The following is a 20,972-nucleotide window of genomic DNA, read 5'->3' as shown; positions in this document are numbered from 1 at the left end:
TTATCGCCTAGAGGTCGAAATTGGTTGGCATCAGAACCACGTCGCGAATGGTCAAACCGCGTTGCCGCGTCAACATGAACATGATGACTTCCGCGACCTCACTGGCCTCTATCAGGCTCCCCGATTCCCTGGCCTCTTTCAGTTTTTCCTCCGGCCAGTCGGCGAGCAGTGCGCTAATGACCGGGCCGGGTGAGACGGAGCCGACGCGGATTCCGTGCTTGAAAACCTGGCGCCGCACGGTCTGAACAAAGCAGTTAATCGCCCATTTGGACGACGCATAGACCGGCTCCCACGGCGTCGGAAAATGAGCTGCCAGCGAACTGGTCACGATGATATCGCCGGTCCGCCGGGCTATCATGTGGGGCAAAACGTCGTGAACGTTTTTCATCACGACATTGATGTTGAGATTCAGCATCCGGTCAATCGCTGCCGTTTCCGCGTCTACCAGTTCGCCGCCGACATAGATACCGGCGTTGGCATGCAGGATGTCGATTTGCCCTGCGATTTCCAGCACGCGGGGTACAAGCGTCGAGCAAGCTTTCGAGTCGAGCAAATCCAGGACTAGCGGAATCGCCGCATCGCCGTGTTTATTGCAGATTGACGTCACTGCAGCGTCATCGCGGTCCACTAGCACCACGCGCGCACCGGCCGACAGAAGCGCCTCGGTGCTGGCCAGCCCAATGCCTGACGCAGCGCCGGTGACAATAGCGACCTTGCCCTGCAGTCGTCCTTCCATTTTCCTGTTCCTCATCGTTGTCGGTCATCGCTGACACATGCGGCGGTACCTGGGTGCTGGTGCCCGGACAGTCCTGTTGGTCGCCCAATTCAGACCGCCGGCAGCATGGATTTCTGGCCTAGCCTATGACCATCTTCGCGGGGGCGCGATGTGCGGCGCGTGACCCTGCGGGGAAAGATGGTCAATTGCTCTCACGAAGAGCAAATATTCGTTCTCAGGGGCAACTCTGTCAAGCAAAGTCAGGGGAGGAGAAACCCCATAGCCCTTGGCGATTAAGGTAAAAGCTGTTACTTGCGCGGGTTCAACTCGGGGTGCTGGTGTGAGTAGGGTGCTTCGTACTTCAGTTCATAGTGCACGCCGACGCCAGTGCGCGTTGACGGAAAGCGGTCGCCCTCAACGCATGTGGCATCAAATGTCCGGCCCTCGTTGTCGCCACCTTCAAGAACGACCGAATAGATACCCGACGCCCTGACGATTTCGCCGGGTCTGAAAGTGTCTGCCATGGTGCCTCCTTGCTTGCGCCTTCATTATTCGGGCGAATCTTCATCAGTTTCTTCGCCGTCTTCCGACTTGATGCGGGTGGTTCCACCCGTCGCCGGCGGGGAAGGTGGCATCGACAGCCCTGTCGATGTCGTCTTCGGACATCTCACTGGCTGGCTTCTGTTCCTTCGGCTTTGTGGCCATGTCTGTCTCCGGTGGTGTCGTCAGTGATTCGAGAGCAGCAAGGCGTATTCCGCGACCCCGCCGAGAACCAGCGCATCAGGCATTCTCTTCGCTCGTGCGCGGTTCCATACTCGATTGGCGTTGCCGGTTTGTTCGCGCTTGCATCGTGGCCGTAACCGGGGCTTTCGATACCGGTTCGCTTCGCGTGGACTCTCTCGCGCCTCCGTTTATTGGCATGCTCTGCCACGCTGACTCAGGAGGTTTAAATGGATGTCCCTGTTACGGAAGAGCAAATTCGGACCCTTGCCTTTTACCTTTGGGAAAGGGATGGGGGCCCGGGAGGCCGGTCCGAGGAATACTGGGAGAAAGCAAGACAGCAGTTAGGGCTTGATGCTGGTGCTCCGTCGACGGAAGCGGAGATGTCAGGACAGGAACAGTCAAAGGCGTGAGTGTCGCTCAAAATAGAGCGAATCCTGAAGGGCCCGTCTGCCGCGCCGTTTCGCGACCATTGCTATGTGGCTCTTTCTGAGGCATAGAACGGGCACACGATTCTTCGTCGAACCAGCCTCCCCGTCAGCATCGACGTTGCACGCTGTCGAAATCGGCGATTCATGCCGAAGACAATGGGTCATTCAGGCTTTGCTGCCAGTGAGGCACAACCTGAAGCCGCTCGAGAACCGGGAGCACCACCGTCACCTCGGTCCCTGTACGGCCATCGCCGCTCGCAATGGAGACGCGACCGCCATGACACTCAACCAGGTACTTGACCAGTGCGAGTCCGATTCCGAGACCTGAGTCCGCTGTCGATACCCGCGAACCGAGCTGCGTGAACATCCCGAACACATGGGGAAGCTTGTCCGCAGGGATACCGTATCCCTCATCCGTCACGGTGAATTTCACAGTACCTCGCGCGGTCGTCCGGTTGTCGTCGGAAGCCGGTTCGACAACAGCGGCGAGTTCAATGTGGCTGCCGTCGGGCGAATACCGGGCGGAGTTGCTGAGCAGGTTCACAAGAACCTGGGTAAGGCGAGCCGCGTCGGCGTGCAATGCGACCGGTTCGGACGGACACTGCACGGTCAGTCGGTGCTTGCGCGCCTCCATCGCTGGCTGCACCGCGTGGACGGCATCCCACACGATATCAGCCAGCTGGCATGTGCCCTTCTTGACTTCCACCTTGCCGTGCCGGATTCGCGATACGTCCAGAAGGTCATCAATCAGTCGCTGGAGCCGGCCTATCTGCCGTTGCGCTATCTCGAGCGCGCGCGCCGTCGCTGAACCGCTGCTCCCTGGGCGACCAAGAATTTCCAGTGACGAAACCACGGGCGCAATTGGGCTTCGGAGCTCGTGACTGAGTGTGGCAATAAACTCGAAGGTGCGCTCTTCGGTCCGGCAGAGCGCTTCCTGGGCTTCCTCCGCTTCAATCGCCCGTTTCTCCGCCAGCGCCTGCATACGAGTGACCTGCAACGCGGCACCGGTGAAGTCGGCGAGGCTTGTCAGCAAACGCAGGTCTTCTGCGTCGAAGCGCGCGTTTTCGTTGTGAGACATTACCCAGATTGCGCCCCAGGGCCCGTCGCCAACCGGGATGGGCACGAGCAGGGCTTCGACGACTGGCGGCGAGACGGCTTCTATCGACGAAAAGTAGCGTTGCGGTGTCTTGAACAGTTCCGGCTTGCCCATTGCCAGCGTCACGCCGCATACGCTGTCATCAAAGGGGCGGTAGGTATTCAGAAGTGGTGCACAGTGGCCTGCGAGGGCCGCCCACCGGAAACTCACCGGCTTGTCCGGCGGCGACTCGAGCACGCTGATGCCTGCGCTGCCTGCCCTGCAAAGCCGGGCAGCCTCCGATGTCAGCATGTCAAGCATGGCTGCATCAGAGGTAGCGAGCGCATGGGCGAGCCGTCTCAGGACTTTGGCCTCCGCTCCATGGTTGGGGCGCCGGCTTGCCCGCGTCGCGAGTTCGGCGGTAATCAGCGCTTCCCGGTGCGCCGCACGAATGCCCGTGTCGGTCGGAGAAGTATTTACTTCCAGGTTCATCTCTGCACTCTCAGCGCAAACGTCCAAGGCTTTCACGAGCGACCTGCAACGTCGGCGGTGTTAAGCACTTTCTGTCGCACGGGTCGTTCCTCACGGACTGCATCCCCGTGCCCATCGCCGTGCCGTTGGTCGCCTTGTTCCGCTTGTGCATGCCTTCGAAAGTTCGTCGACGACGCAGTCGACCGCGGAACGGCGGATACCTTTCCGCCGTTCAACCGTATGCATCGGGTAGTTGGCGTCAGCCTGTACGCACCTCAATGCGTCGTGGCTTCGCCTCGTCGCGACGCGGTATCGTCAGCTTCAGGACGCCATCCTTCAGGGATGCCTCAATCCGCGAGGTATCGAAGTCTTCGCTGACGGTGAAGCGGCGCGAGAAGTAGGGCGCCCGCACTTCCGCATGTGAGAGCACGAGGTTCGGCGGCACGGGCACCATGGATTCCGCCTCGATGGTCAGACTGCCGTCGTGGACGTTGATGTCCAGCTTCTCTTTCGATACGCCAGGCAGGTCGGCAAGCAGCGTGACCGCGTGAGCGTCTTCGAAGATATCGACCGCCGGCGTCAGCGCGGCGCGACGACGTGTGTCACCCGATTCCGCGCGCGTCACCGCGTCCGGGTCGCGTTGGGCGATTTGCGTGTTGTCGCTCATGATGTCACCTCGTCACTGAACGGTAATTGCACGGGGTCTGGACGTTTCGCGTTTGCCCACAGAAATCAGCAGGCACCCGTCGACATAGCGCGCCTGCACCTTGTCGGGGTCGGCCTGCTGGGGCAGTTCGATGACCCGCCGGAACGAACCATTGAAGCGCTCCTGCGCGTACTGCCGCGTGCCCTCAGGTAACTGTGCTTCGCGGGTCGTCCGCTCGCCGGCAATCGAGAGCAGACCTTTATCGATGGAGATATCAAGCTTCGCGGGCTCGACGCCGGGCGCAAACGCGACGATTTCTATCGTGTCGTCGGTCGTGCCGACGTTGATATGAGGAAATGTGCCGAACTGGCTTGAACGAAGGCTGGACGGGAAGCCGCCGAACAGGCTGGACATCTGGCGTTGCAGCCGGTCCAGTTCACTGAAGAGGTCGGTCCCAAAGTGAAGGTCACTCATGGTCGCTTTCTCCTCTGCGGCGAGGAGACAAACCGGCATACGCGCTTCAGTCCGGTTGTCCCGTGCCGCGGACAATCAAGGTTGAAACACGCAGCGCCCGCGAACTGGGTGTCCGCGAACGACTGCCTGAGCGATGCTTAAGATAGGACGTCTGCAGTAAATTTCAAGAGGCGGCGCAGCAGATTTTTTGGCCTTGAAAATCGACGCTGGCGCCCATACAGTCCGCGCACCAATGTTCACTGGGAGACGACCGTGGAATTCGATACGGACTGGAGAACGCTTGGCAGGCACCGCATCAAGCTGCGCTCCACCAAAGGCTTTCCGACCGAACTGATGCTGCAGGTCGCGGAAGTGACGCGACTCGCCGTCGACAACAATATGAGTGCGCGGGCGCGCATTGTCGAAATCGTGTATCGGCACGACAAGGCGTACGACATCACCGTCGGAACGACCCTGACGGAAGACCGGATTTGCGCGGCGCAGCTCGAAATCGCGATTGCCACGGTGATGGGCTTGTTGCCGGAGCAGGTCAACATTTCTGTCCACGCCGTCACGCAGGAGGAGGTCGACCTGCACTTCGGTGTGTACGAACGGATGCTGGCGGAGAAACTGGGTGCGGTGCCTCCGATACAGTGAAATATCGGATGAATCCGCGCCGGTTCTTATTCAGGACGGAATGCCGAGTTCTGCCGATATGCGCTATTCGTTATTGACTTTTGACGTCGTTTTACAGATTCGTGTTCGCCACGGCAGGGATGGTGGTTCACCCCAACCAGTGCCGCGTGTTATCCAGTCTTCGTGCACATTGCGACGTAACTGGAGCGCGAAGGTCCGTTCTCTTCTTTTCGAACAAGGAGAAAACGATGTTTCACTCGGACAAAGATGCAGCATTAGTTTGCGGCGCGTTTTAGACAGAACCGGGTCGGCCTTTATATCGGCCAAAAATCACCTGCGAGATACGTGGCAGGCGAAAAAAGCACACGCGATGGACAAGCTGTCGCGGCATAGACGCGACGACGACACCCACACCGGCGGCTGACGTACAAATGCGCTACTGAAGCGAGTTCCTGGGTACCCGCCTTTGCGGCGGGCGCCCCTGTTTGCCCATCCTCTGGCAATCCCGGTCGTTCTTTGGCCGTCCTGTCAGGGTGCTGGACTGCGAACCTGGAGTCGCACCGCCAATCTGGCACTGAGCCAGGGCTCACTTATGTCTATGGAGAACTTCACTTGCTGACCCATTGCAGCGCTCCCTCTTCAGTTTGATTGAAGAGGCTCTTGCTCAAGGCGGTTACGCGTCTCGCGCGTGCATGGCGACTTGATGTATATGGCGTCTACGTCGTGAGGACGGGACGCCGCTTGTACAAAAAACCTTTCTCCTTGCCGGCTGAAGGGCCACGCCCTTCCGGAGAAAGAGTCCCATCCATCTGATGGCTTTGATGCCTAAACGAAGTCCTCGTTCAGAAGAAGAGGTTAAAGACATCTGTAGCGAATCGCCCTTATATCGTTCGCGACGATAAATTTTAGATGCTGGTGGAACTCAGTGCTACGGTCTGGTCGACAACGTCGCATAGCTTCGTATGAGCGGACCGTGTTTAGCCTGTGCCGCCTGTCGCTGGGCGCTACATCTTCACAGCTGCCGGTGTTCCCCATGTCGCCGTCAACCGCAACCCGCCCCCGCCGTCTTCGTCGTCGCCCGCAACGAGCCGACGGCCCGGGAAAGCGTGGTCATGCGTCCGGAACCCATTGCCCAAGGTGCCGTGAGCGGAGGCTGTGACGGGGGCGGCGCAAGCCCGAAGTGGGCGCGAGTGCGGCGCCGCGAGCAACCGATGTGGCATCGGGCGGCAGCAGCGGTCTTCCGAGCAGATTACCTTGAGCGCTTTCGCGCTGAGCTCCCGTCAGCGAACGGCAGGTCTTCTGCACTGCCCACCGTGAAGAAGACGCATGGTGAGCCCGCCGTCGGCCCTCGAGGGTCTCGAAGGCCGACTTGTATCGGGGTAGCGGCTGGGACACCCCTCGTCGAACCCGACACGTGGTTACTTCAGGTGAAGGAGGACTTGCCCCTCCAATACCTCAGGTGCGCCCGCACCCGTGCTTCCAGCGTTTTTCGCAACAAAGTCCTTCGCTTTTTGGACGCTTTCGTCAACACCTGCCTTGTCCTGGCAGACGGTCACCGAGAGGCCACCCTCGCTAGTGCGCATGAGCGTGTATCCGACAAAACCATTTACTGAGCGCATCAGTTCCTCAATATCCGCCGTGCGCTGTTCCAGCACGTCGAACAATTCCTTGGCTCCCTTTCCGGAATATCTTCTTACGACGGTTTGCATGGCTTGCCTCCTGTTGGTGAACCATAGGAACGGCCTGGGCATCGACGCGACCATCCAGCTGCGCCAGGTGGCAAGGGTCGCGCCAAAACCTGGTCCGCATCGCCGCTTCGGCCCGCATGGGGCCGTCGCAACTGCTATGAAGTGTAGTCAGTGTCCAGCCCTTGCAAACGCCAAGATGCCAAGATGAGGAAGCGTTGCCACTTCTCGCTCGCAACATGGAGTTTTGCCAAACGCGTTTCGTCAAGGTTGGAATGTATCGAAGCTTGTCGTTGTCGCACTCGGCGCGGGACGCGCGATTCCGACCGTGTTCTCAGCCGCTCCGAGTAGTATGGTCGTGTACATCTAACCACCAGGAGGAGACCATGACTACCTGTCAGCAATGTGGTGGCCAAGGAAAAATCAGGTGTGAAAATTGTGGCGGGACGGGAAAGGTGCAGATAATCGAAATCGAGACTGTTTCAGACATGTCGTCCAACTCGGAAACCATCACATGCCCAAATTGCGACGGAGCGCAGTGGCAGCTCTGCCCGCGATGTTACGGTTCCGGAGAAGTCCATGGCAATGAGACCTCCAATATTTTCGACCCCGAAGGCAGAGATACTTGACTTCCTCAGGAGAACGCCGAGAAGACTCAATTGGCTTGATACGCTGGAGTGAACGTCACCAACGAGTCCGACGCCGAGCTGCGCGACCACGCCTCGTCGGCCGATTCGGTTACCTGCGATGGAGCTTTCGTTGAGATGCTCAAGTTAGTTTTTGGGCGACATCGATATTGCCTGCTCTGCGGTTTTTTTCGAGACGTTCTCAACGAACCATTGAACCTGGCGGTTGACTTCGAGGTACTGAGCATTGACAACCTCTGCCAACTGGGCCTGCATGGCCGAATTAATTTCAGGCAACCTGACGTTCGTACGTCAGGACCTTCTCCGCCGAGGGCAGCGGCAGCGCGTTTTGCAAGCCCGTAACTTCCTGTCCGTCCTCCTTTTTCGTCAGCCCGTCTTGCACGCGTTGATACCAATCGGCAAGCGTCGTTTTCGCCGCATCCAGATTCAGTCTCACGAGCTTTTCCTCGCCCTCCAGCATGCTGCCGGCCAGGCCGAAGAAGAAGTCAAGATTTGCTCGCTGGGCTGTAGCAGCCTGTGCCTGAAAATCAGCCATGCTCACCTCCTGAAGATGTATGCCCAACGCCCAGCATGTTCGGCAATGGTGACCAACTGATGAAGCGCGTCGTATGGAAGCTCCCGGGTCGGCTGCATTTTCGATGCCGGCTCCGCAGGCGTATTGGTCTCAGCCGCGATTTCCCGTACAACGTCCTCCGCGCTGGGCTGCGGAAGGGTGCTCTGCGGACGTCGACGGATGCAGGAGCTGCAAACGACGAAGATTCCATTGCAGGCCGCTAACGGTCGGGGTGCCAATTGAATCGGCCTATCTGGAGCACCGTTGAAAAAGTGTTTCTTCTCGCACCGCCACCCAACCGATGCGTCTGCGCCCGTTATTGCAATGGCATCGAGATGTGTGACGCGGTCGTGGAGGAGCCCGTCGCTCTCTGAATTTCTCGAAGTGGACGCCGCCTGGCTATGCGCAGGTCAAGCGTAGGCCGCGGCATGTCATGGCAGTTCTCATCGGACACGGCCTCGCACGTGGTTCGGCTTGTCGCCACTCACCGGCACCTCGGTCGGCTCACGTGTCTGGCCCTTGCCATCGACCGGCAGCACGGTCGAAATGGCATGTTTGAATACGAGTTGCACGGCTGGACCAGACCCCAGCAGAACTGCAAACTGGTCAAAGGCGGTCAGTTGACCACTCAGTTTGATGCCGTCCACGAGGAATACGTTTACGGTGGTCTTGTCCCTTACGAGCGTCTGCAGAAAGTCGTCTTGTACGCTGGGCGTGCGGTCATGTTCTGAGGTCAATGCGATAGGTCCTTCGATTGCGCCGGCGATAGCTGAAGCCGCCAGCTATTCCATAGGCAGTATGTTGCTGCGACTCAACGGCGTCAGCTCGCCCTCGTGTTGGTAGTGGTACGCGCCGAACAACTGTGAGCATAACTGAGCAAGTGAAGCCCCGTCAGCCAGGGGCCAGATAGTGCTCACGGAAACGGTCACTCGTGTGCTCTAGTGGCGCCGCCCGCGATGCCCGTAGTAACCACGTCCATAGTAGCCTCGGCCGTAGTACCCATGTCCATAGTAACCAGGGCCGTAGTAACCGCGGCCATAGTAGCCTCGATATCCGCTGTACCAATAGGGATAACTATAGTATCCGGGTCAGGGGCGCGGTCCATATATCACTGGCGGCCCGTAGATGACGGGCGGCGGCGCATGGAAAACCGGCGGATTGACATATACGGGGGCCCGCCACACCGATGCCGACAGACACCCCACCCGCCTGCGCGAAGCTGGTCGACCCCGCGCCGAGCGCGGCAGCGACCAGAAAACGAATGAGCCTGTTCATCTGCGTTCTCCTCACGTCGAGTCCAGTTCGAACGACTGGCGACGGCGCAACGTACGGATACACCTTCGCCTGCGACACCGACGAACAGGCCTTCAGAGGTTCGCGCCTGACCGTCGCTCCGCAAACGGCGGCCAACGCGTCGGGCTCACGTCCGGCCCGCGGTATCTGGCTTGCTGACATAAGCTAAATGTGTGGGTGCGCCGCACATGGGTCGCGCCCCGAGGAGCACGTCATGAACTCGCTCGATGCATCGTCGCGCGCTCGCAGCGCCGTTACCGTGGTCGCGGTCTCCGCAGCCTTGTCCGGGTGCTACTACTACGTGCCCTACGGCTACGTTCCATACGGTGAGGTGGCGACGCCTCCGTATCCGTTCACGATGCCCGACGCGGGCGCCCCCGGCACAGCGGCAGGTGTGACGGCATCGACGAACACGTATATCGCAGCCGCCGTGCCCGTCTTCGTCGAGCCTGCGTATTACCCCGTCGCGTATCCGTACTACGGTTGGCCGTGGTGGGGGCCCTCGGTGTCGCTCAGCTTTGGCTATTGGGGCGCCTGCTGTTACGGCGGCCATCGTGGTCACTGGGGCCATGGAGGCTGGGGCGGGCACGGCTATTGGGGCCACGGGCAAGGAGGCGGCTGGGCCGGCCATGGCGGCTGGACTGGCCACGGATATCGATGGCGCGGTGGCGGTGGCGGTGGTGGTTGGGGCGGCGGCGGCGGCGGCGGCGGCGGCGGCGGCGGCGGCGGCGGTGGTGGCGGTGGCCATTACTGGGGCGGCGGCGCACGTCATGGGTCTGTGCACTGAACTCGAAACGTCTGGAAGCGCGGACCGGCGGCCCAATGCGACCCGTCGCCCGCAATTGTGCTAGCGGCCATACGTCTGCCGCTACATCAGCGCGCTCCCCACGGCGCTGTCGCCATTGAACGCGAAGAATGAAGAGCGAGAAGGCACATCGTGGCGTCGCTCCCGAAATCCGCCGGATAAATCCGACAAGGTTTTGTTATTGCGATTCAAGGGCGTCGAGGCGAGCTTGCGCAATCTCGTCCGGGTGCATGCAGTGATACGCGTCGAGCAGTTCTCAGCAGCAAGGCCGACGGCCAGGTCTGCATGCTCGCCTTCTCCTGCGCCGAGTACGTCATCGAGAACCGGAGCGAGACGGCGCAGTTGGCGGAAAGTGACCTGCCGGGCTTTTGAATATGCTGAGCGAACTTCAGCGAATTTCATGATGTCTCTTCGGCCGAACATCCTGGCATTTCGATGTTGACCTCGTTCTGTCCCTGTCGCGTAACTGACCCCTCCCATCGCGCGCACACGAATCCATCACTGAACGGCTAACCTGCTAGTACAGTGCAGATGACAGATTTCCGCAGATGATTGCTGCGGCACCCCGGCTTACGTCGATGCGGGGCGAACAGCCATGTCATTAGTTCGTCCCTGCCGTGATGCACAACAAACCTGAGAGATTACGCGAACTTTATCTTCCAGCACCTGAAGCGCAAGGCATTCCTTATCATCCGACGATATGCGGGATGGGTCACAGCAGGTCGGATTTGAAACAACGCTTGAACCGCGTCAAATATCGTAAACGCGTATGTCCCGTAGCAGTTTGCCTGTGTTACAAACACCTTTCATGCTCGCCGTTGGCAGCACATCGTCAATACAATTAGTTTTCGAAACTATGGCTTCAGGTACTGTCAAGTGGTTTAACGATGCGCAGGGTTTTGGATTCATCACGCCGTATGACGGTGGCGAGGACCTGTTCGCGCACTTCTCGGAAATTCAGGGAAAAGGCTTCAAGTCGCTGCAGGAAAGCCAACATGTGACCTTCGACGTCAAGCAGGGACCGAAGGGCAAGCAGGCAGCAAATATCCAGCCGCAGTAATCCGTCGCCACTCTTGCCGCACGAACAAATTGCTCTTCGAGAGCCATTCTTGCTCCGATGTGTATTGGAAGCAATACGCGGGTATGTGTGGTACTCCCCGGAGCACGCAGACAGCTGTTCCCGCGTCGGGTTGGTCAACCAGCGGTCGCCCTGAGACAACCGCGTGCTATTGCATCGTATGCGCGTGCAACTATCAAGGCTGATAGCCTGATGTGACTTGATATTGCCAGAATGGCTGGTAAGCTTTACCGGCACGCGCGAGAGGCGGCGACCATAAAAACATTTCTGAGAGATTTCAAACGAGATGAATCAACGCGCTCAAACCATCGAGCACCTTCAGCGTAGCGATGAGGACAGTAGCCTGAGGCGCGCCCTTGCCGCACGCCTCGACACCGCGTTGAGGCGCGCTGGCATCAGTTCCGCCGGTGCCGCCAGACGGCTCGACGTGAGTGAACGCGACGTGCAATTCTGGCGCCGTGGAATCACGGTTCCACCGCTAAATGCGTTCACGCGGATTGCGACCTTTCTCAATCTCGACGTCTATTGGCTTTGCACCGGACAGACACCGGGAGCGACGGCTGCCCTCTAGGGAGTGTTTCTGGTAGAGGGCCATGTAAATCGAGCCCTTGCTGACGCCCGGTCGCCCGCACCGCGTCTCTAAGAACCGTTGGCGGAAGTTTGACGAACCGGTACGAAGCAGCTCGAATTCTTAAATAAAAAAATAGTAGTGCTATCAAATCGTGAGCAAGTTCTCTTGTCACCGTGGCAAGAATATTCCAGGCACTGACCGTAACGACAAGGAGTCAAAGACATGACGAAGCGAATTGCTTATGTAACCGGCGGCATGGGCGGAATTGGAACGGCAATCTGTCAGCGCCTGCACAATGATGGGCTCACCGTCGTGGCGGGTTGTGGGCCGAACTCTCCTCGACGGGAGCGCTGGCTGGCCGAGCAGTCTGCGATGGGCTTCACTTTTATCGCGTCCGAAGGCAATGTCGCGGACTGGGAGTCGACCGAGGCCGCCTTAGCGAAGGTGAAGAAAGAGGTGGGTGAGATTGACGTGCTGGTGAACAATGCGGGCATCACCCGGGACGGCGTATTTCGCAAGATGTCGAGGGAGAACTGGAACGACGTCATTGCGACCAACCTGACCAGCCTGTTCAACGTGACCAAACAGGTCATTGAGGGAATGGTCAGCAGGGAGTGGGGCCGCATTATCAATATCTCGTCCGTGAACGGGCAGAAGGGGCAGTTTGGCCAGACCAACTACTCGACGGCCAAGGCGGGGATTCACGGCTTTACGATGTCGCTTGCCCAGGAGGTGGCGACAAAGGGTATCACGGTGAATACGGTTTCTCCGGGGTACATCGGGACGGATATGGTCCGCGCCGTGCGGCCCGAAATACTGGACGCAATTGTTCAGGGCATTCCGGTTCGCCGTCTCGGAGAAGCCGCCGAGATTGCCTCAATCGTTTCCTGGCTGGCCAGCGACGAAGCGGCTTTCGCAACAGGAGCAGACTTCTCGCTGAACGGCGGCCTGTACATGGGCTAGCGCCGACGCCTGAACGACGGCGCGAAAGCGGCTGTCCCCAGCGCTCGCGCCAGGGCACTGGAGACGCGGAAGCGTCCCCGCACGACGCGTTCGCTGCGCTGCATCCATTCCGCGATAATGCGCAGCGACTCAGATACGCCATGCAACGGGAGCGGTACCCGGGTTGACCTGTGGCGCCGGACCTGCCGTCAGGACAATACGCCACGAACCTCGCCCATCACCCACGGAGACCCACATGCGCGATGTGCCATGCATCGAACCATCTTCATACCCCGTTGGGCCAAAGACACTGCGTTTTCTTGCGCGCGATGCCCAGGACCCCAGCGCAGCGCTCGTGTATTGGCTGGGGATAGCGGAGCCGTCGCGCGAGGCCAACTTCTTCGAAGCGACGCGAAAATTTGGTTCGCTGATGCAGCTCGTTCTTCCTGACGAGTGCCCCGGCGTGTTTGTGAACCGGAGCGCCGTTCATACCTTCCAGGATTGTGGCGTCGTTAAACGGCTTGTTTTCAAGGACCGGTCGTCGCTCGAGGTTCGATACAGCGGGTCTTGCAGCGACCTCTGCGGCGCGTAAGCACCAACAGGGCCGGACGACCGGGGCGAAGACCTGTTCGCGCACTTCTCCGAATTCAGGCCAAGGATTTCAAGTCGCTCGAGGAAGACCAGAAAGTCAGCTTAACGTGAAGCCGGGCCCGAAAGGCAAGCAGGCAGCAAACATCCAGCAGAAGCAGGTGGGAAGGGCTAGCAAAAAAAGGCCGGCGTCCTGATATTGCGCCGGCCATTGGATTCTGACGTACGAGGCTACCAGCCGGTCGGAATCCCTGAAGAGTAATCTCGGCTAGGACGCACCATCCTGTAGCAGGTCATCTACCGCGCGCTGCCCGGCGCTAAACCCTCCCATGAGCGCATCCGCCGGGCTCCTGAACCACAGTCCATCCGCATCGGTGAGTCGCATCGGAGTAAAACTGGGCATGGCGGCACCCGCGCTGAATATTTCCACGACGCTCGCGAATCCCGCTTCGCGCATCAGAACGCCCCGCAAGTCGGGCTCGGTGTGAGGTTCGACCGTGACCCGGATAGAGTAGCCTTTGTATGCGTATGTCCGGTCCATAGTTCTCTGCCTGAGAGCGCGCTGTATTCCAGCATAGCACCGGCTGCGTGACGCATGTGTGGCCTAATTGCGCTCTCAAAGTAACCTAAAGTGGGAATAGAAACAGTTGAAGGCGTGGGTCGCAAGAGCGCATCCAGGAACGCACGCGCGGCTGCGTGCCGGAGGCACCTCGCAAATGCGCGGAACCCGGTCCGCGTCCACCTTTTCGCCCGGGCAAGAAACAAGGCAGCGTGCCCTTTAGCGCGGCGAAAGGACAACGCGTTATGATGGTTGTACTACACAAAAGAGGCGGGCCGAGCGAACCTGTGACACGAGGGAGCGTGGATATCGATGCATTAATGCATCGCACTGGAAGAGAAAAAGTCGGACGATTCTGACGGACGAATATCTTATGGATGAACGGAAGCGGGACAGCATGGTTGCTTATCTCCGCCGCCGGATAAAAGAGTTTGGCATCAAGCCAGAAGACCTGGCAGCAGTGTTGGCGCGCGACCAAACGGAACAGAAAGAAGCACGCTACCGCAATGCGACGGGCGAAGTGTGGAGTGGCGAAGGGGAAATGCCGCGATGGCTGAAGCAGGCAATTAGCGCCGGGCAATCATTAGAACATTTTGAATTACCGTCGCAAGCGGCGCTGCCACAGACGGGTAAAGCCGTGGACTGGCGCGATGACCCCTTTGCGGGAAGCCCGCTGGCGCGACGGGATGGTCGTTAGCAACGTCGCCCACGGCGGCGACGAGTCCGATTTTTCATGATGGCACATAGGTGCGCCGTCCGAAAATTGATTGTCAGGCCTTTCTCGTTGACATTGCTTTTGCTGGTGCGAAGCTCGGGCGCTGGGGAATCTCGAAACCGAGTTAGTGGGCCGTGAGTAGATGCATGTCAGGACGTCGGCCCCGGTTGTGGCTAGGGCCACCCCTTTTTCTCGTCGGGCGCATCCCACTCGACAGACGGCGCGGCTGCGACTAATGCCTCAATCGGACTCGCCTCGTTTGCGTCAACGCGTACCGGGTCGTCCGAGGCGCTGCTCTTCATCTCAGGAAGCCCGGCCCAAAACCATCCCACCTACTTCTGCATTTGGGCGACATACGTCTTCCAGCAATCAGGGTTGCCATCAAAGAGGTCGTACTGAACGGTTGACGCCAGTGCGTTGCGGTTGAGTTCGGACTCGAGCAGCTCCTTTGCCCACAGGAAGAACGCGCTCGCGACGCGTGCGCTGAACTCAGTCACCGTCATCTTCGGGGCGAGCGCCCGGAGGTACCCGAATTCCTGCAACGAATCCTGCTCCTTCGCAAGCCGAGCCACCGGCGCATCCGGCCGACCCGCCTTGGACGAAGCAGTTGTGCGAGTTCAGGCCCGTTCAGTAGTTATGCGCAGACTTAACCGCAGGCATTTGAGTATCGGCAACGAAAGCGTAGGTGTTGAATCGAGCCGCCGAACCTGTCGCGACACGGAGAGGTCGCGATGAATAACAGCTATAGGCTGATTGCATAACAGTCGGCTGCGCCCGTGCTGTAACTTAACCTCCAACAACCTTGGCACACGACGTGTCCATCGGTTCTGCCTTGGCCGGACTGGGAAAGCGGACCTTTAGTCCGATTCCACATAAATCGATTATTCAGGCGGGGCTGGCGTGGAAGTCGGCGAAGCGGGCGTCGGACAGGGGGAAGCCATCGTCCAAACAAGCCACGTCGCGCAAGACTATCGAACGTCTACGTGCAAGGTGAAATAAATAAAAACGGTTTCAATTGAACGTCGATTACTTAAATGGAGACAAGCATGAAGACGATGCGTGCCGCACGATTGCACGAAGTAGGAGCACTGTTTCAAGTCGACGAAATCCCGGTTCCGGAGCCGCGTGCGACCGATGTACTGGTCCGTGTCAAGGCCTGCGGCGTTGTGCCGAACCTGCACAACGTGGTGGCCCACTACCCGAAGTGGTTTCCGTTTCTGCCTCTGCCGAAGCTCCCTGCCATCTACGGCCTGGATGCTGCCGGCGTTGTTGAAATGGTAGGTAGCCATGTTCGCGGCATCAAGCCAGGCGACCGCGTCTATGTGAATCCGGGCCTCTCATGCGGCAGTTGCCCGGCTTGCCGTCGGCGCGATAACACCAACTGCCCCGCTTATACCTTCCAGGGCTATTTCGGCTTCGGGCCAGGTTCCCAGCAAATCTACGAGGATTATCCGTGCGGCGGATTCAGTGAATTCATGACAGCGCCCGCGACTAACCTGGTCAGGCTTCCGGAGTCGGTCTCGTTTGAACAGGGGGCGCGCTTTGGGTATATCGGCACGGCCTACGCGGGTCTCAGAAAAGCTGGACTGGAGGCATCGCAGACGCTAATTATCGATGGTGCGACTGGCACGCTGGGATTGGGCGGTACGCTGTGCGCTCTTGCGATGGGCGCGAGGACAATCTTCGCGACTGGTCGAAACAAGGAACTGCTGGCGCAGCTCAAGGAACTCGACCCGGCCCGAATTCACCCCGTTGTCATTGGCGAGCGTAGCGTGCACGACATCGTCATGGAGGCGACAGAAGGCTACGGCGTGGATGTGGTACTCCAGGCGCTCGGTCCGGGAGCCCCGGTGTCGAACGTGCTGGATTCCTTCTCAGCTCTTCGTCGTGGTGGCAAGGCTGTCTCGGTTGGCGGTGTCTCCGACCCGATTCCGCTCGAGCCTTTCCCGCTCATGTGCCAGCAGAAGTCGTTCATCGGCTCGCTGTGGTTCACGCCCGCAGAAGGCGAAAACATGGCAGCGATGGCCGACTCCGGCGCGCTTGACCTTTCCGTCTTCGAGCACGAGGTCTTCCCGCTGAAAAAAATCAATGAGGCACTCGACGCTGTAAACCATCGCCATGGTGGATTCACGAATGTCGTGATTAACCCATCGCAAGTCTGAGCGGGAGGGGGCATGGTAAGGCGAATTGTCACGTCGATTGACAGCGACGGTGCTTCCACCTTTGTTGGGGATGGGTCATCACCGTGGTGCGCGAAGTTCGAGTCCATACCCGGCTTCGACGTCACCATGTTGTGGGCGACTGAGGGAGGCAATGCTGCAGACTCCAACTTTTCTGACAAGGGACCGTGGCCCACGTCATGGATTCCCGGTCCGGGCGGCAGCCGGCTGCTTGTCGTCACGTTCCCGCCCGATAGCGTGATGCTCAGCGAGCAGTTCGACGGCATGGCAGCACACCGTGAGCAGATGGAAAAAGTGCCCGGTCTTGCCGAGACATTTGAGGCCGAGAGTCCGGGTATGCACACCACACGGACGCTGGACTACGGCGTGGTGCTTACCGGCCGCATAACCCTCGAACTGGACAACGGGAAGACCAAAGAGCTGGAGGCGAACGACGTCGTGATTCAGCGAGGCACGCGGCACGCATGGCGCAATCCATCGGCAGCTCCCGCGACAGTTCTGTTCGTTCTGCTCGGGTCGGCGTCATCTAGCTGACTTCCGGAAACGGACGCGCCCCATCGAACACAGTAGTTCCTCTGGGGCGCGGTGCCTGCGACGCGGCGCCTCATCGCACTGAACGTGTGACGGGGCGTTCGACCTCCGACTTCAAACATCTGTCCGACCGCTATTGCGGCGTCGGCATGGCAGGTTGTTGCCATGGATTTCTGAGAGTGCTCCTGTGAACAAAAAGATTCTCGCAATCGCAATTGCAATGCTTCCTTTGCAGTCACAAGCGCAGAGTTCTGTGACGCTATTCGGTCTACTCGACAACGGCGTCACCTATGTCAGCAACTCGGGCGGACATTCGCTCGTGCAAATGGCGTCGGGCATCCAGGCGCCGAATCTTCTCGGCATACGTGTTATCGAAGACCTTGGGGGAGGATTTCAAACCTTAGCAGTTATGGATTCGCAGCCAGACCTTAACAGCGGCACGGCTCGAGGAGGAGCATTTACGGGTCGTGAATCATATGTCGGCATCGCGTCGCCCTACGGAACACTGACACTGGGTCGGCAATTCGACTACATGTTCGATAACCTGTCCATCGCGCGTTGGGGTCATCAGATACCGTATGTAAGCCTCTATCAGCTTCCAGGTGGACCCTTTGCCAAGCTTGGGGCGCCGCTTGGCACTTTCGATTACACGCGGATAGCGGGCGGCGAAGCTACGCCCAACGCGGTGAAGTTTACGTCGAAGCATTACGACGGCTTCAGATTTGGCGCGATGTATGGCTTTAGCAATATCGCAGGGCAGACCGGTAGCAACAACCTCTCTAGCTTCGGCGCTTCCTACGATAATGGGCCGCTCCGTCTGGATGCCGCTTACACGTATTCAAAGGAAGACGGTATCGACAACGGCCACTCTGGGATTCGCAACTGGGGCGCCGGCGGGAGATATGATTTCGGCAAGTTCGCGCTCGATGTCCTCTACACGAATACGCGCAATACGTTCACTGGCGGGCACGTCGACAGTTACGAGATTGGTGGCCTATATACGTTCGCACCAGACCTCTTTCTCTACGCAAACTATATCTATGCGAAGGGCAATGACGAGCTGACAAACAATCACTCGAATCAAGGTGGGATTACGCTTGACTACCTACTGTCCAAACGTACGGACGTGTATGTCAATGCAATCTATCAGCGGGCTAGCGGCGGAGCAGACGCGTTCGCGTCGATAAATGGCACGTTTGCGACGTCGTCGAGCGCGAGTCAGACGGTCCTGCGGCTCGGGTTGCGAACCCTGTTCTAAGCGTTTCCGTTGCGTGCATCGATGTGGCGCGTCTAAGCAATCGCGCCACACTTCAGCATTAATAGGCGGCTCGGCATCGCAATCGTGCGCTGCAAGCCATCCGGCCGCTACACCTCTTCAACCAGCTCAAAAGCGGCAGCCTTCGCGGTTTTGCTCAATCGCTCTGCTCCAAGCCACGTTCCCTGAGCCAGGATTTCATCGACAAGCTTATAAACTAGCTTCTGCCCCTCCCGCACAGCGGGTGAATGCGACCTGGCGGTGTTCTCGCATATCGCCCATGTCATGTACATACCGCGAATAGGACTCCACGCAACCTCCTTTTCCCACCGAGGATGGTCGCTGACTGCGCAGCAGGGCGTCACCGTATCGCAGACACCTTGACGTGCCAGTTCTATCGAAAGATTCATCGCGTCGATTTCGAAGATGGTCTTGAACTGGAAGCCCTTTCTTTCGAGCGAATTTTCAATCTGCGTTCGGATGACGTTCGGTTTGCCCGGCAGCGCCAGTTTGAGGTTATCAAGGCGTGACAACGGTACAGGGCGGTTTGGCTGCAAGTCGGCACCCTTCTGTGAGACAAGTATCAGCGGTTCACGAACAAGAGGCGTGTGAATATACCCTTGTGGCGGCGACCCTTCGAAAGGGACTATCGCCAGGTCAAGCATCCCGGAGTGCATGACTTCGCGCAGTTCATGACTGGCCCCTTCGTGTACTCGCAATGACACGCCAGGGAATTCTTCGACGAGCTTCGGGATGTACTTCGAAGTGAACATGTGTTGCCAGGACGGCGCTAGCCCTATGGACAACTGGCCCGCAGCCCGGTCGCCAACTTCCTCGACCAGCTTTGTGAGTTGCCTGAGTATAGGGCGAGCACGTTCCAACAATAGTGTTCCGGCATCGGTCAGGGTGACGCCGCCCTGCGTTCGCGTGAATAGCTTCGCGCGAACCTGATGTTCAAGCAAAGCAATATGACGTGAGAGCGCCGGCTGCGACAGGCGGAGGTCGGTTGCTGCCTTATTGATGCTGCCAAGCTCTGCGACGCGGAGAAAGTATTCGATAAGCCGCGAGTCCATCATGTGTCTCCATTACGCCGAATACGTCAAACCTTGGCGCTTGTTATCCATAAAATGATTATATGCCGCGCTCGATGGTGCTCTGCGACCAGGGTTTGCACGGGGGAGAAAATTCGGACCAGTGCGCTAGCACTGTGGCTTTGTCGGCGAGCGTAAACATCTGATTAACAACAAAAATATCTGTAGAGCTTGGTGGAGTGTCGCCGAGCATTGAGGGTTTTTACCGATAAACAAAAAACGGATGGAGACTATAGAAAAGCCGCATTATCGGCATAACAGGCGTGTCGCTACTATGTATTCAACGAACCGATACCAAGCGCCTCTCGCAACGTATCCTGGTTCGAACGGAATCCAAACATACATAGGAGACAGACCGTGCCATTGGCCGTGCTGAGCGCATCCCATACGCCTCTTATGAAAGACGGCGTTACCTCGGATGAAGTCCGAACTGCCGTCAAGCGTGCTTTTGGCGAACTCGCCGAACGCGCCGAGCGCTTCAAGCCGGACCTCCTCATCCAGTTTGCGCCCGACCACTTCAACGGATTTTTCTACGACGTGATGCCGAGCTTTTGCGTCGGCATTAACGCTGCGTCAGTTGGTGACTGGGATACCGCTGCCGGACCGTTACCGGTCGCTTCAGAAGAGGCGATGCACCTCAGCGAAACTTTAATTGAGGACGGGTTTGACGTCGCTGTCTCGTACCGCATGGAGGTCGACCACGGCTTCGTGCAGATTTGGGAGCAGATGTTCGGTTCATTCACGCGATACCCGACCATCCCTATCTTTATCAACTGCGCTGCGCCGCCGCTGCCTACTTTCAAGCGGGCTCGCCTGCTGGGTGAGGCGGTAGGTCGGTGGGCGGTGGCGACCGGAAAGCACGTGCTCATCTCTGCCTCCGGCGGCTTGTCTCATGACCCGCCTACGCCAAGCATCGTTACCGCGCCTGACGACGTCAAGGAGCGGCTCATTGATGGTCGTCACCCGTCACTCGCGATGCGTGAGGCCCGGGAACAACGCGTTCTTGCCGCTGGCGCACGGGCATTCGTCGGTGACCCGGCCATCCTGCCGGTCGACCCGGATTGGGATGCCAGCTTCCTCGAGCGTCTCCGGCTCGGACATCTCGCCGGGTTCGACAGGTTGACCACCAGAGAAGTCCGCGAAAAGGCAGGGCGCGGCGGCCCGGAAGTGCTCGCATGGGTAGCAGCTTTCGCTGCGCTCTCAGTGGAAGGCGAATACGAATCCGACCTCATCTACTACGAAGCCATCCAGGGGTGGATTGCTGGTATGGCAATGCTGTTTGCTCAATCGAAGACGTCGCGCGCATGAACGCGCCATCGCGAATCAAGGAGA

22 protein-coding genes are annotated in these 20,972 nt (G+C 58.8%); 11 read left to right on the top strand and 11 right to left on the bottom strand.

Annotation, left to right across the window (positions count from 1 at the left end; genetic code table 11):
• Positions 1-7 precede the first annotated feature (7 nt).
• Positions 8-736, bottom strand: coding sequence for an SDR family oxidoreductase (locus SB822_RS29010; RefSeq protein ID WP_410856202.1), 729 nt, complete (start codon positions 734-736; stop codon positions 8-10).
• Between the two features lie 287 nt (positions 737-1,023).
• Complete coding sequence (locus SB822_RS29005; protein WP_410856201.1) at positions 1,024-1,239, bottom strand: hypothetical protein; 216 nt, start codon at positions 1,237-1,239, stop codon at positions 1,024-1,026.
• A 426-nt stretch (positions 1,240-1,665) separates the two neighbouring features.
• On the opposite strand from SB822_RS29005, the gene SB822_RS29000 reads away from it, so the two are divergent.
• Entirely contained in the window at positions 1,666-1,848 is a 183-nt protein-coding gene (locus tag SB822_RS29000; protein ID WP_410856200.1) for a DUF2934 domain-containing protein, read from the top strand.
• A gap of 160 nt (positions 1,849-2,008) precedes the next feature.
• Here SB822_RS29000 and SB822_RS28995 read toward each other — a convergent pair whose 3' ends face one another.
• From SB822_RS28995 to SB822_RS28985, 3 genes are all read right to left on the bottom strand, one after another.
• Entirely contained in the window at positions 2,009-3,433 is a 1,425-nt protein-coding gene (locus SB822_RS28995) for an ATP-binding protein (protein ID WP_410856199.1), read from the bottom strand.
• Positions 3,434-3,671: 238 nt separating this feature from the next.
• Entirely contained in the window at positions 3,672-4,079 is a 408-nt protein-coding gene (locus SB822_RS28990; RefSeq protein ID WP_091786958.1) for an Hsp20/alpha crystallin family protein, read from the bottom strand.
• 12 nt (positions 4,080-4,091) lie between these two features.
• Entirely contained in the window at positions 4,092-4,532 is a 441-nt protein-coding gene (locus tag SB822_RS28985) for an Hsp20/alpha crystallin family protein (protein WP_091786961.1), read from the bottom strand.
• A 252-nt stretch (positions 4,533-4,784) separates the two neighbouring features.
• Here SB822_RS28985 and SB822_RS28980 point away from each other — a divergent pair, with 252 nt between their 5' ends.
• Complete coding sequence (locus SB822_RS28980; protein WP_410856198.1) at positions 4,785-5,168, top strand: hypothetical protein; 384 nt, start codon at positions 4,785-4,787, stop codon at positions 5,166-5,168.
• 1,397 nt (positions 5,169-6,565) lie between these two features.
• On the opposite strand, the gene SB822_RS28975 is transcribed toward SB822_RS28980, so the two are convergent.
• The 3 genes from SB822_RS28975 to hfq form a co-directional block, all read right to left on the bottom strand.
• Complete coding sequence (locus SB822_RS28975; protein ID WP_410856197.1) at positions 6,566-6,856, bottom strand: hypothetical protein; 291 nt, start codon at positions 6,854-6,856, stop codon at positions 6,566-6,568.
• An 891-nt stretch (positions 6,857-7,747) separates the two neighbouring features.
• Positions 7,748-8,014 (bottom strand): phasin family protein, encoded by a 267-nt coding sequence (locus SB822_RS28970; RefSeq protein ID WP_410856196.1) that lies wholly within the window; start codon positions 8,012-8,014, stop codon positions 7,748-7,750.
• 461 nt (positions 8,015-8,475) lie between these two features.
• Positions 8,476-8,769 carry an RNA chaperone Hfq gene (hfq, locus tag SB822_RS28965; protein ID WP_410856195.1) on the bottom strand — a complete coding sequence of 98 codons (294 nt, stop codon included), beginning with the start codon at positions 8,767-8,769 and terminating at the stop codon, positions 8,476-8,478.
• Positions 8,770-9,539: 770 nt separating this feature from the next.
• Between hfq and SB822_RS28960 the strand changes: the two genes are divergently transcribed.
• On the top strand, positions 9,540-10,112 hold the full coding sequence (locus SB822_RS28960) for a hypothetical protein (protein ID WP_410856194.1): 573 nt from the start codon (positions 9,540-9,542) through the stop codon (positions 10,110-10,112).
• An 81-nt stretch (positions 10,113-10,193) separates the two neighbouring features.
• Here SB822_RS28960 and SB822_RS28955 read toward each other — a convergent pair whose 3' ends face one another.
• Positions 10,194-10,532, bottom strand: coding sequence for a hypothetical protein (locus tag SB822_RS28955; RefSeq protein WP_410856193.1), 339 nt, complete (start codon positions 10,530-10,532; stop codon positions 10,194-10,196).
• A 454-nt stretch (positions 10,533-10,986) separates the two neighbouring features.
• Here SB822_RS28955 and SB822_RS28950 point away from each other — a divergent pair, with 454 nt between their 5' ends.
• The 4 genes from SB822_RS28950 (at position 10,987) to SB822_RS28935 (ending at position 14,565) form a co-directional block, all read left to right on the top strand.
• Complete coding sequence (locus SB822_RS28950) at positions 10,987-11,190, top strand: cold-shock protein (RefSeq protein ID WP_410856192.1); 204 nt, start codon at positions 10,987-10,989, stop codon at positions 11,188-11,190.
• An 811-nt stretch (positions 11,191-12,001) separates the two neighbouring features.
• On the top strand, positions 12,002-12,742 hold the full coding sequence (locus SB822_RS28945; protein ID WP_410856191.1) for a 3-ketoacyl-ACP reductase: 741 nt from the start codon (positions 12,002-12,004) through the stop codon (positions 12,740-12,742).
• Between the two features lie 235 nt (positions 12,743-12,977).
• Positions 12,978-13,313 (top strand): hypothetical protein, encoded by a 336-nt coding sequence (locus SB822_RS28940; RefSeq protein ID WP_410856190.1) that lies wholly within the window; start codon positions 12,978-12,980, stop codon positions 13,311-13,313.
• A 928-nt stretch (positions 13,314-14,241) separates the two neighbouring features.
• Entirely contained in the window at positions 14,242-14,565 is a 324-nt protein-coding gene (locus tag SB822_RS28935; RefSeq protein WP_410856189.1) for an H-NS family nucleoid-associated regulatory protein, read from the top strand.
• A 350-nt stretch (positions 14,566-14,915) separates the two neighbouring features.
• On the opposite strand, the gene SB822_RS28930 is transcribed toward SB822_RS28935, so the two are convergent.
• Positions 14,916-15,155 carry a hypothetical protein gene (locus SB822_RS28930; RefSeq protein ID WP_410856188.1) on the bottom strand — a complete coding sequence of 80 codons (240 nt, stop codon included), beginning with the start codon at positions 15,153-15,155 and terminating at the stop codon, positions 14,916-14,918.
• Positions 15,156-15,629: 474 nt separating this feature from the next.
• Here SB822_RS28930 and SB822_RS28925 point away from each other — a divergent pair, with 474 nt between their 5' ends.
• The 3 genes from SB822_RS28925 (at position 15,630) to SB822_RS28915 (ending at position 18,552) form a co-directional block, all read left to right on the top strand.
• Positions 15,630-16,745: an alcohol dehydrogenase catalytic domain-containing protein gene (locus SB822_RS28925; RefSeq protein ID WP_410856187.1), complete on the top strand. Its 1,116-nt coding sequence runs from the start codon at positions 15,630-15,632 to the stop codon at positions 16,743-16,745.
• Between the two features lie 12 nt (positions 16,746-16,757).
• A complete protein-coding gene (locus tag SB822_RS28920; protein ID WP_410856186.1) occupies positions 16,758-17,297 on the top strand; it encodes a cupin domain-containing protein in 540 nt (179 codons plus the stop codon).
• 184 nt (positions 17,298-17,481) lie between these two features.
• On the top strand, positions 17,482-18,552 hold the full coding sequence (locus tag SB822_RS28915) for a porin (protein WP_410856185.1): 1,071 nt from the start codon (positions 17,482-17,484) through the stop codon (positions 18,550-18,552).
• A 107-nt stretch (positions 18,553-18,659) separates the two neighbouring features.
• Here SB822_RS28915 and SB822_RS28910 read toward each other — a convergent pair whose 3' ends face one another.
• Entirely contained in the window at positions 18,660-19,625 is a 966-nt protein-coding gene (locus tag SB822_RS28910) for a LysR family transcriptional regulator (protein ID WP_410856184.1), read from the bottom strand.
• A 372-nt stretch (positions 19,626-19,997) separates the two neighbouring features.
• On the opposite strand from SB822_RS28910, the gene SB822_RS28905 reads away from it, so the two are divergent.
• Positions 19,998-20,948 carry a 3-carboxyethylcatechol 2,3-dioxygenase gene (locus SB822_RS28905; protein ID WP_410856183.1) on the top strand — a complete coding sequence of 317 codons (951 nt, stop codon included), beginning with the start codon at positions 19,998-20,000 and terminating at the stop codon, positions 20,946-20,948.
• Positions 20,949-20,972 lie beyond the last annotated feature (24 nt).

Origin of the sequence: Paraburkholderia sp. SIMBA_054 (assembly GCF_046534875.1) — a bacterium.
Classification (GTDB): Bacteria; Pseudomonadota; Gammaproteobacteria; order Burkholderiales; family Burkholderiaceae; genus Paraburkholderia; species Paraburkholderia hospita.
The sequence above is the reverse complement of the archived record's forward strand: the minus strand, read 5'-3'. Positions and strand labels throughout refer to the sequence as shown.

Bases quoted from the DNA above. Each gene is read 5' to 3' on its own strand.
- SB822_RS28935 (WP_410856189.1), top strand. From the start codon at position 14,242: ATGGATGAACGGAAGCGGGACAGCATGGTTGCTTATCTCCGCCGCCGG.
- SB822_RS29005 (WP_410856201.1), bottom strand. From the start codon at position 1,239: ATGGCAGACACTTTCAGACCCGGCGAAATCGTCAGGGCGTCGGGTATC.
- SB822_RS28990 (WP_091786958.1), bottom strand. From the start codon at position 4,079: ATGAGCGACAACACGCAAATCGCCCAACGCGACCCGGACGCGGTGACG.
- SB822_RS29000 (WP_410856200.1), top strand. From the start codon at position 1,666: ATGGATGTCCCTGTTACGGAAGAGCAAATTCGGACCCTTGCCTTTTAC.
- SB822_RS28975 (WP_410856197.1), bottom strand. From the start codon at position 6,856: ATGCAAACCGTCGTAAGAAGATATTCCGGAAAGGGAGCCAAGGAATTG.
- SB822_RS28950 (WP_410856192.1), top strand. From the start codon at position 10,987: ATGGCTTCAGGTACTGTCAAGTGGTTTAACGATGCGCAGGGTTTTGGA.
- SB822_RS28940 (WP_410856190.1), top strand. From the start codon at position 12,978: ATGCGCGATGTGCCATGCATCGAACCATCTTCATACCCCGTTGGGCCA.
- SB822_RS28960 (WP_410856194.1), top strand. From the start codon at position 9,540: ATGAACTCGCTCGATGCATCGTCGCGCGCTCGCAGCGCCGTTACCGTG.
- SB822_RS28970 (WP_410856196.1), bottom strand. From the start codon at position 8,014: ATGGCTGATTTTCAGGCACAGGCTGCTACAGCCCAGCGAGCAAATCTT.
- SB822_RS28910 (WP_410856184.1), bottom strand. From the start codon at position 19,625: ATGATGGACTCGCGGCTTATCGAATACTTTCTCCGCGTCGCAGAGCTT.
- SB822_RS28925 (WP_410856187.1), top strand. From the start codon at position 15,630: ATGAAGACGATGCGTGCCGCACGATTGCACGAAGTAGGAGCACTGTTT.
- SB822_RS28955 (WP_410856193.1), bottom strand. From the start codon at position 10,532: ATGAAATTCGCTGAAGTTCGCTCAGCATATTCAAAAGCCCGGCAGGTC.
- SB822_RS29010 (WP_410856202.1), bottom strand. From the start codon at position 736: ATGGAAGGACGACTGCAGGGCAAGGTCGCTATTGTCACCGGCGCTGCG.
- SB822_RS28985 (WP_091786961.1), bottom strand. From the start codon at position 4,532: ATGAGTGACCTTCACTTTGGGACCGACCTCTTCAGTGAACTGGACCGG.
- SB822_RS28920 (WP_410856186.1), top strand. From the start codon at position 16,758: ATGGTAAGGCGAATTGTCACGTCGATTGACAGCGACGGTGCTTCCACC.
- SB822_RS28995 (WP_410856199.1), bottom strand. From the start codon at position 3,433: ATGAACCTGGAAGTAAATACTTCTCCGACCGACACGGGCATTCGTGCG.
- SB822_RS28945 (WP_410856191.1), top strand. From the start codon at position 12,002: ATGACGAAGCGAATTGCTTATGTAACCGGCGGCATGGGCGGAATTGGA.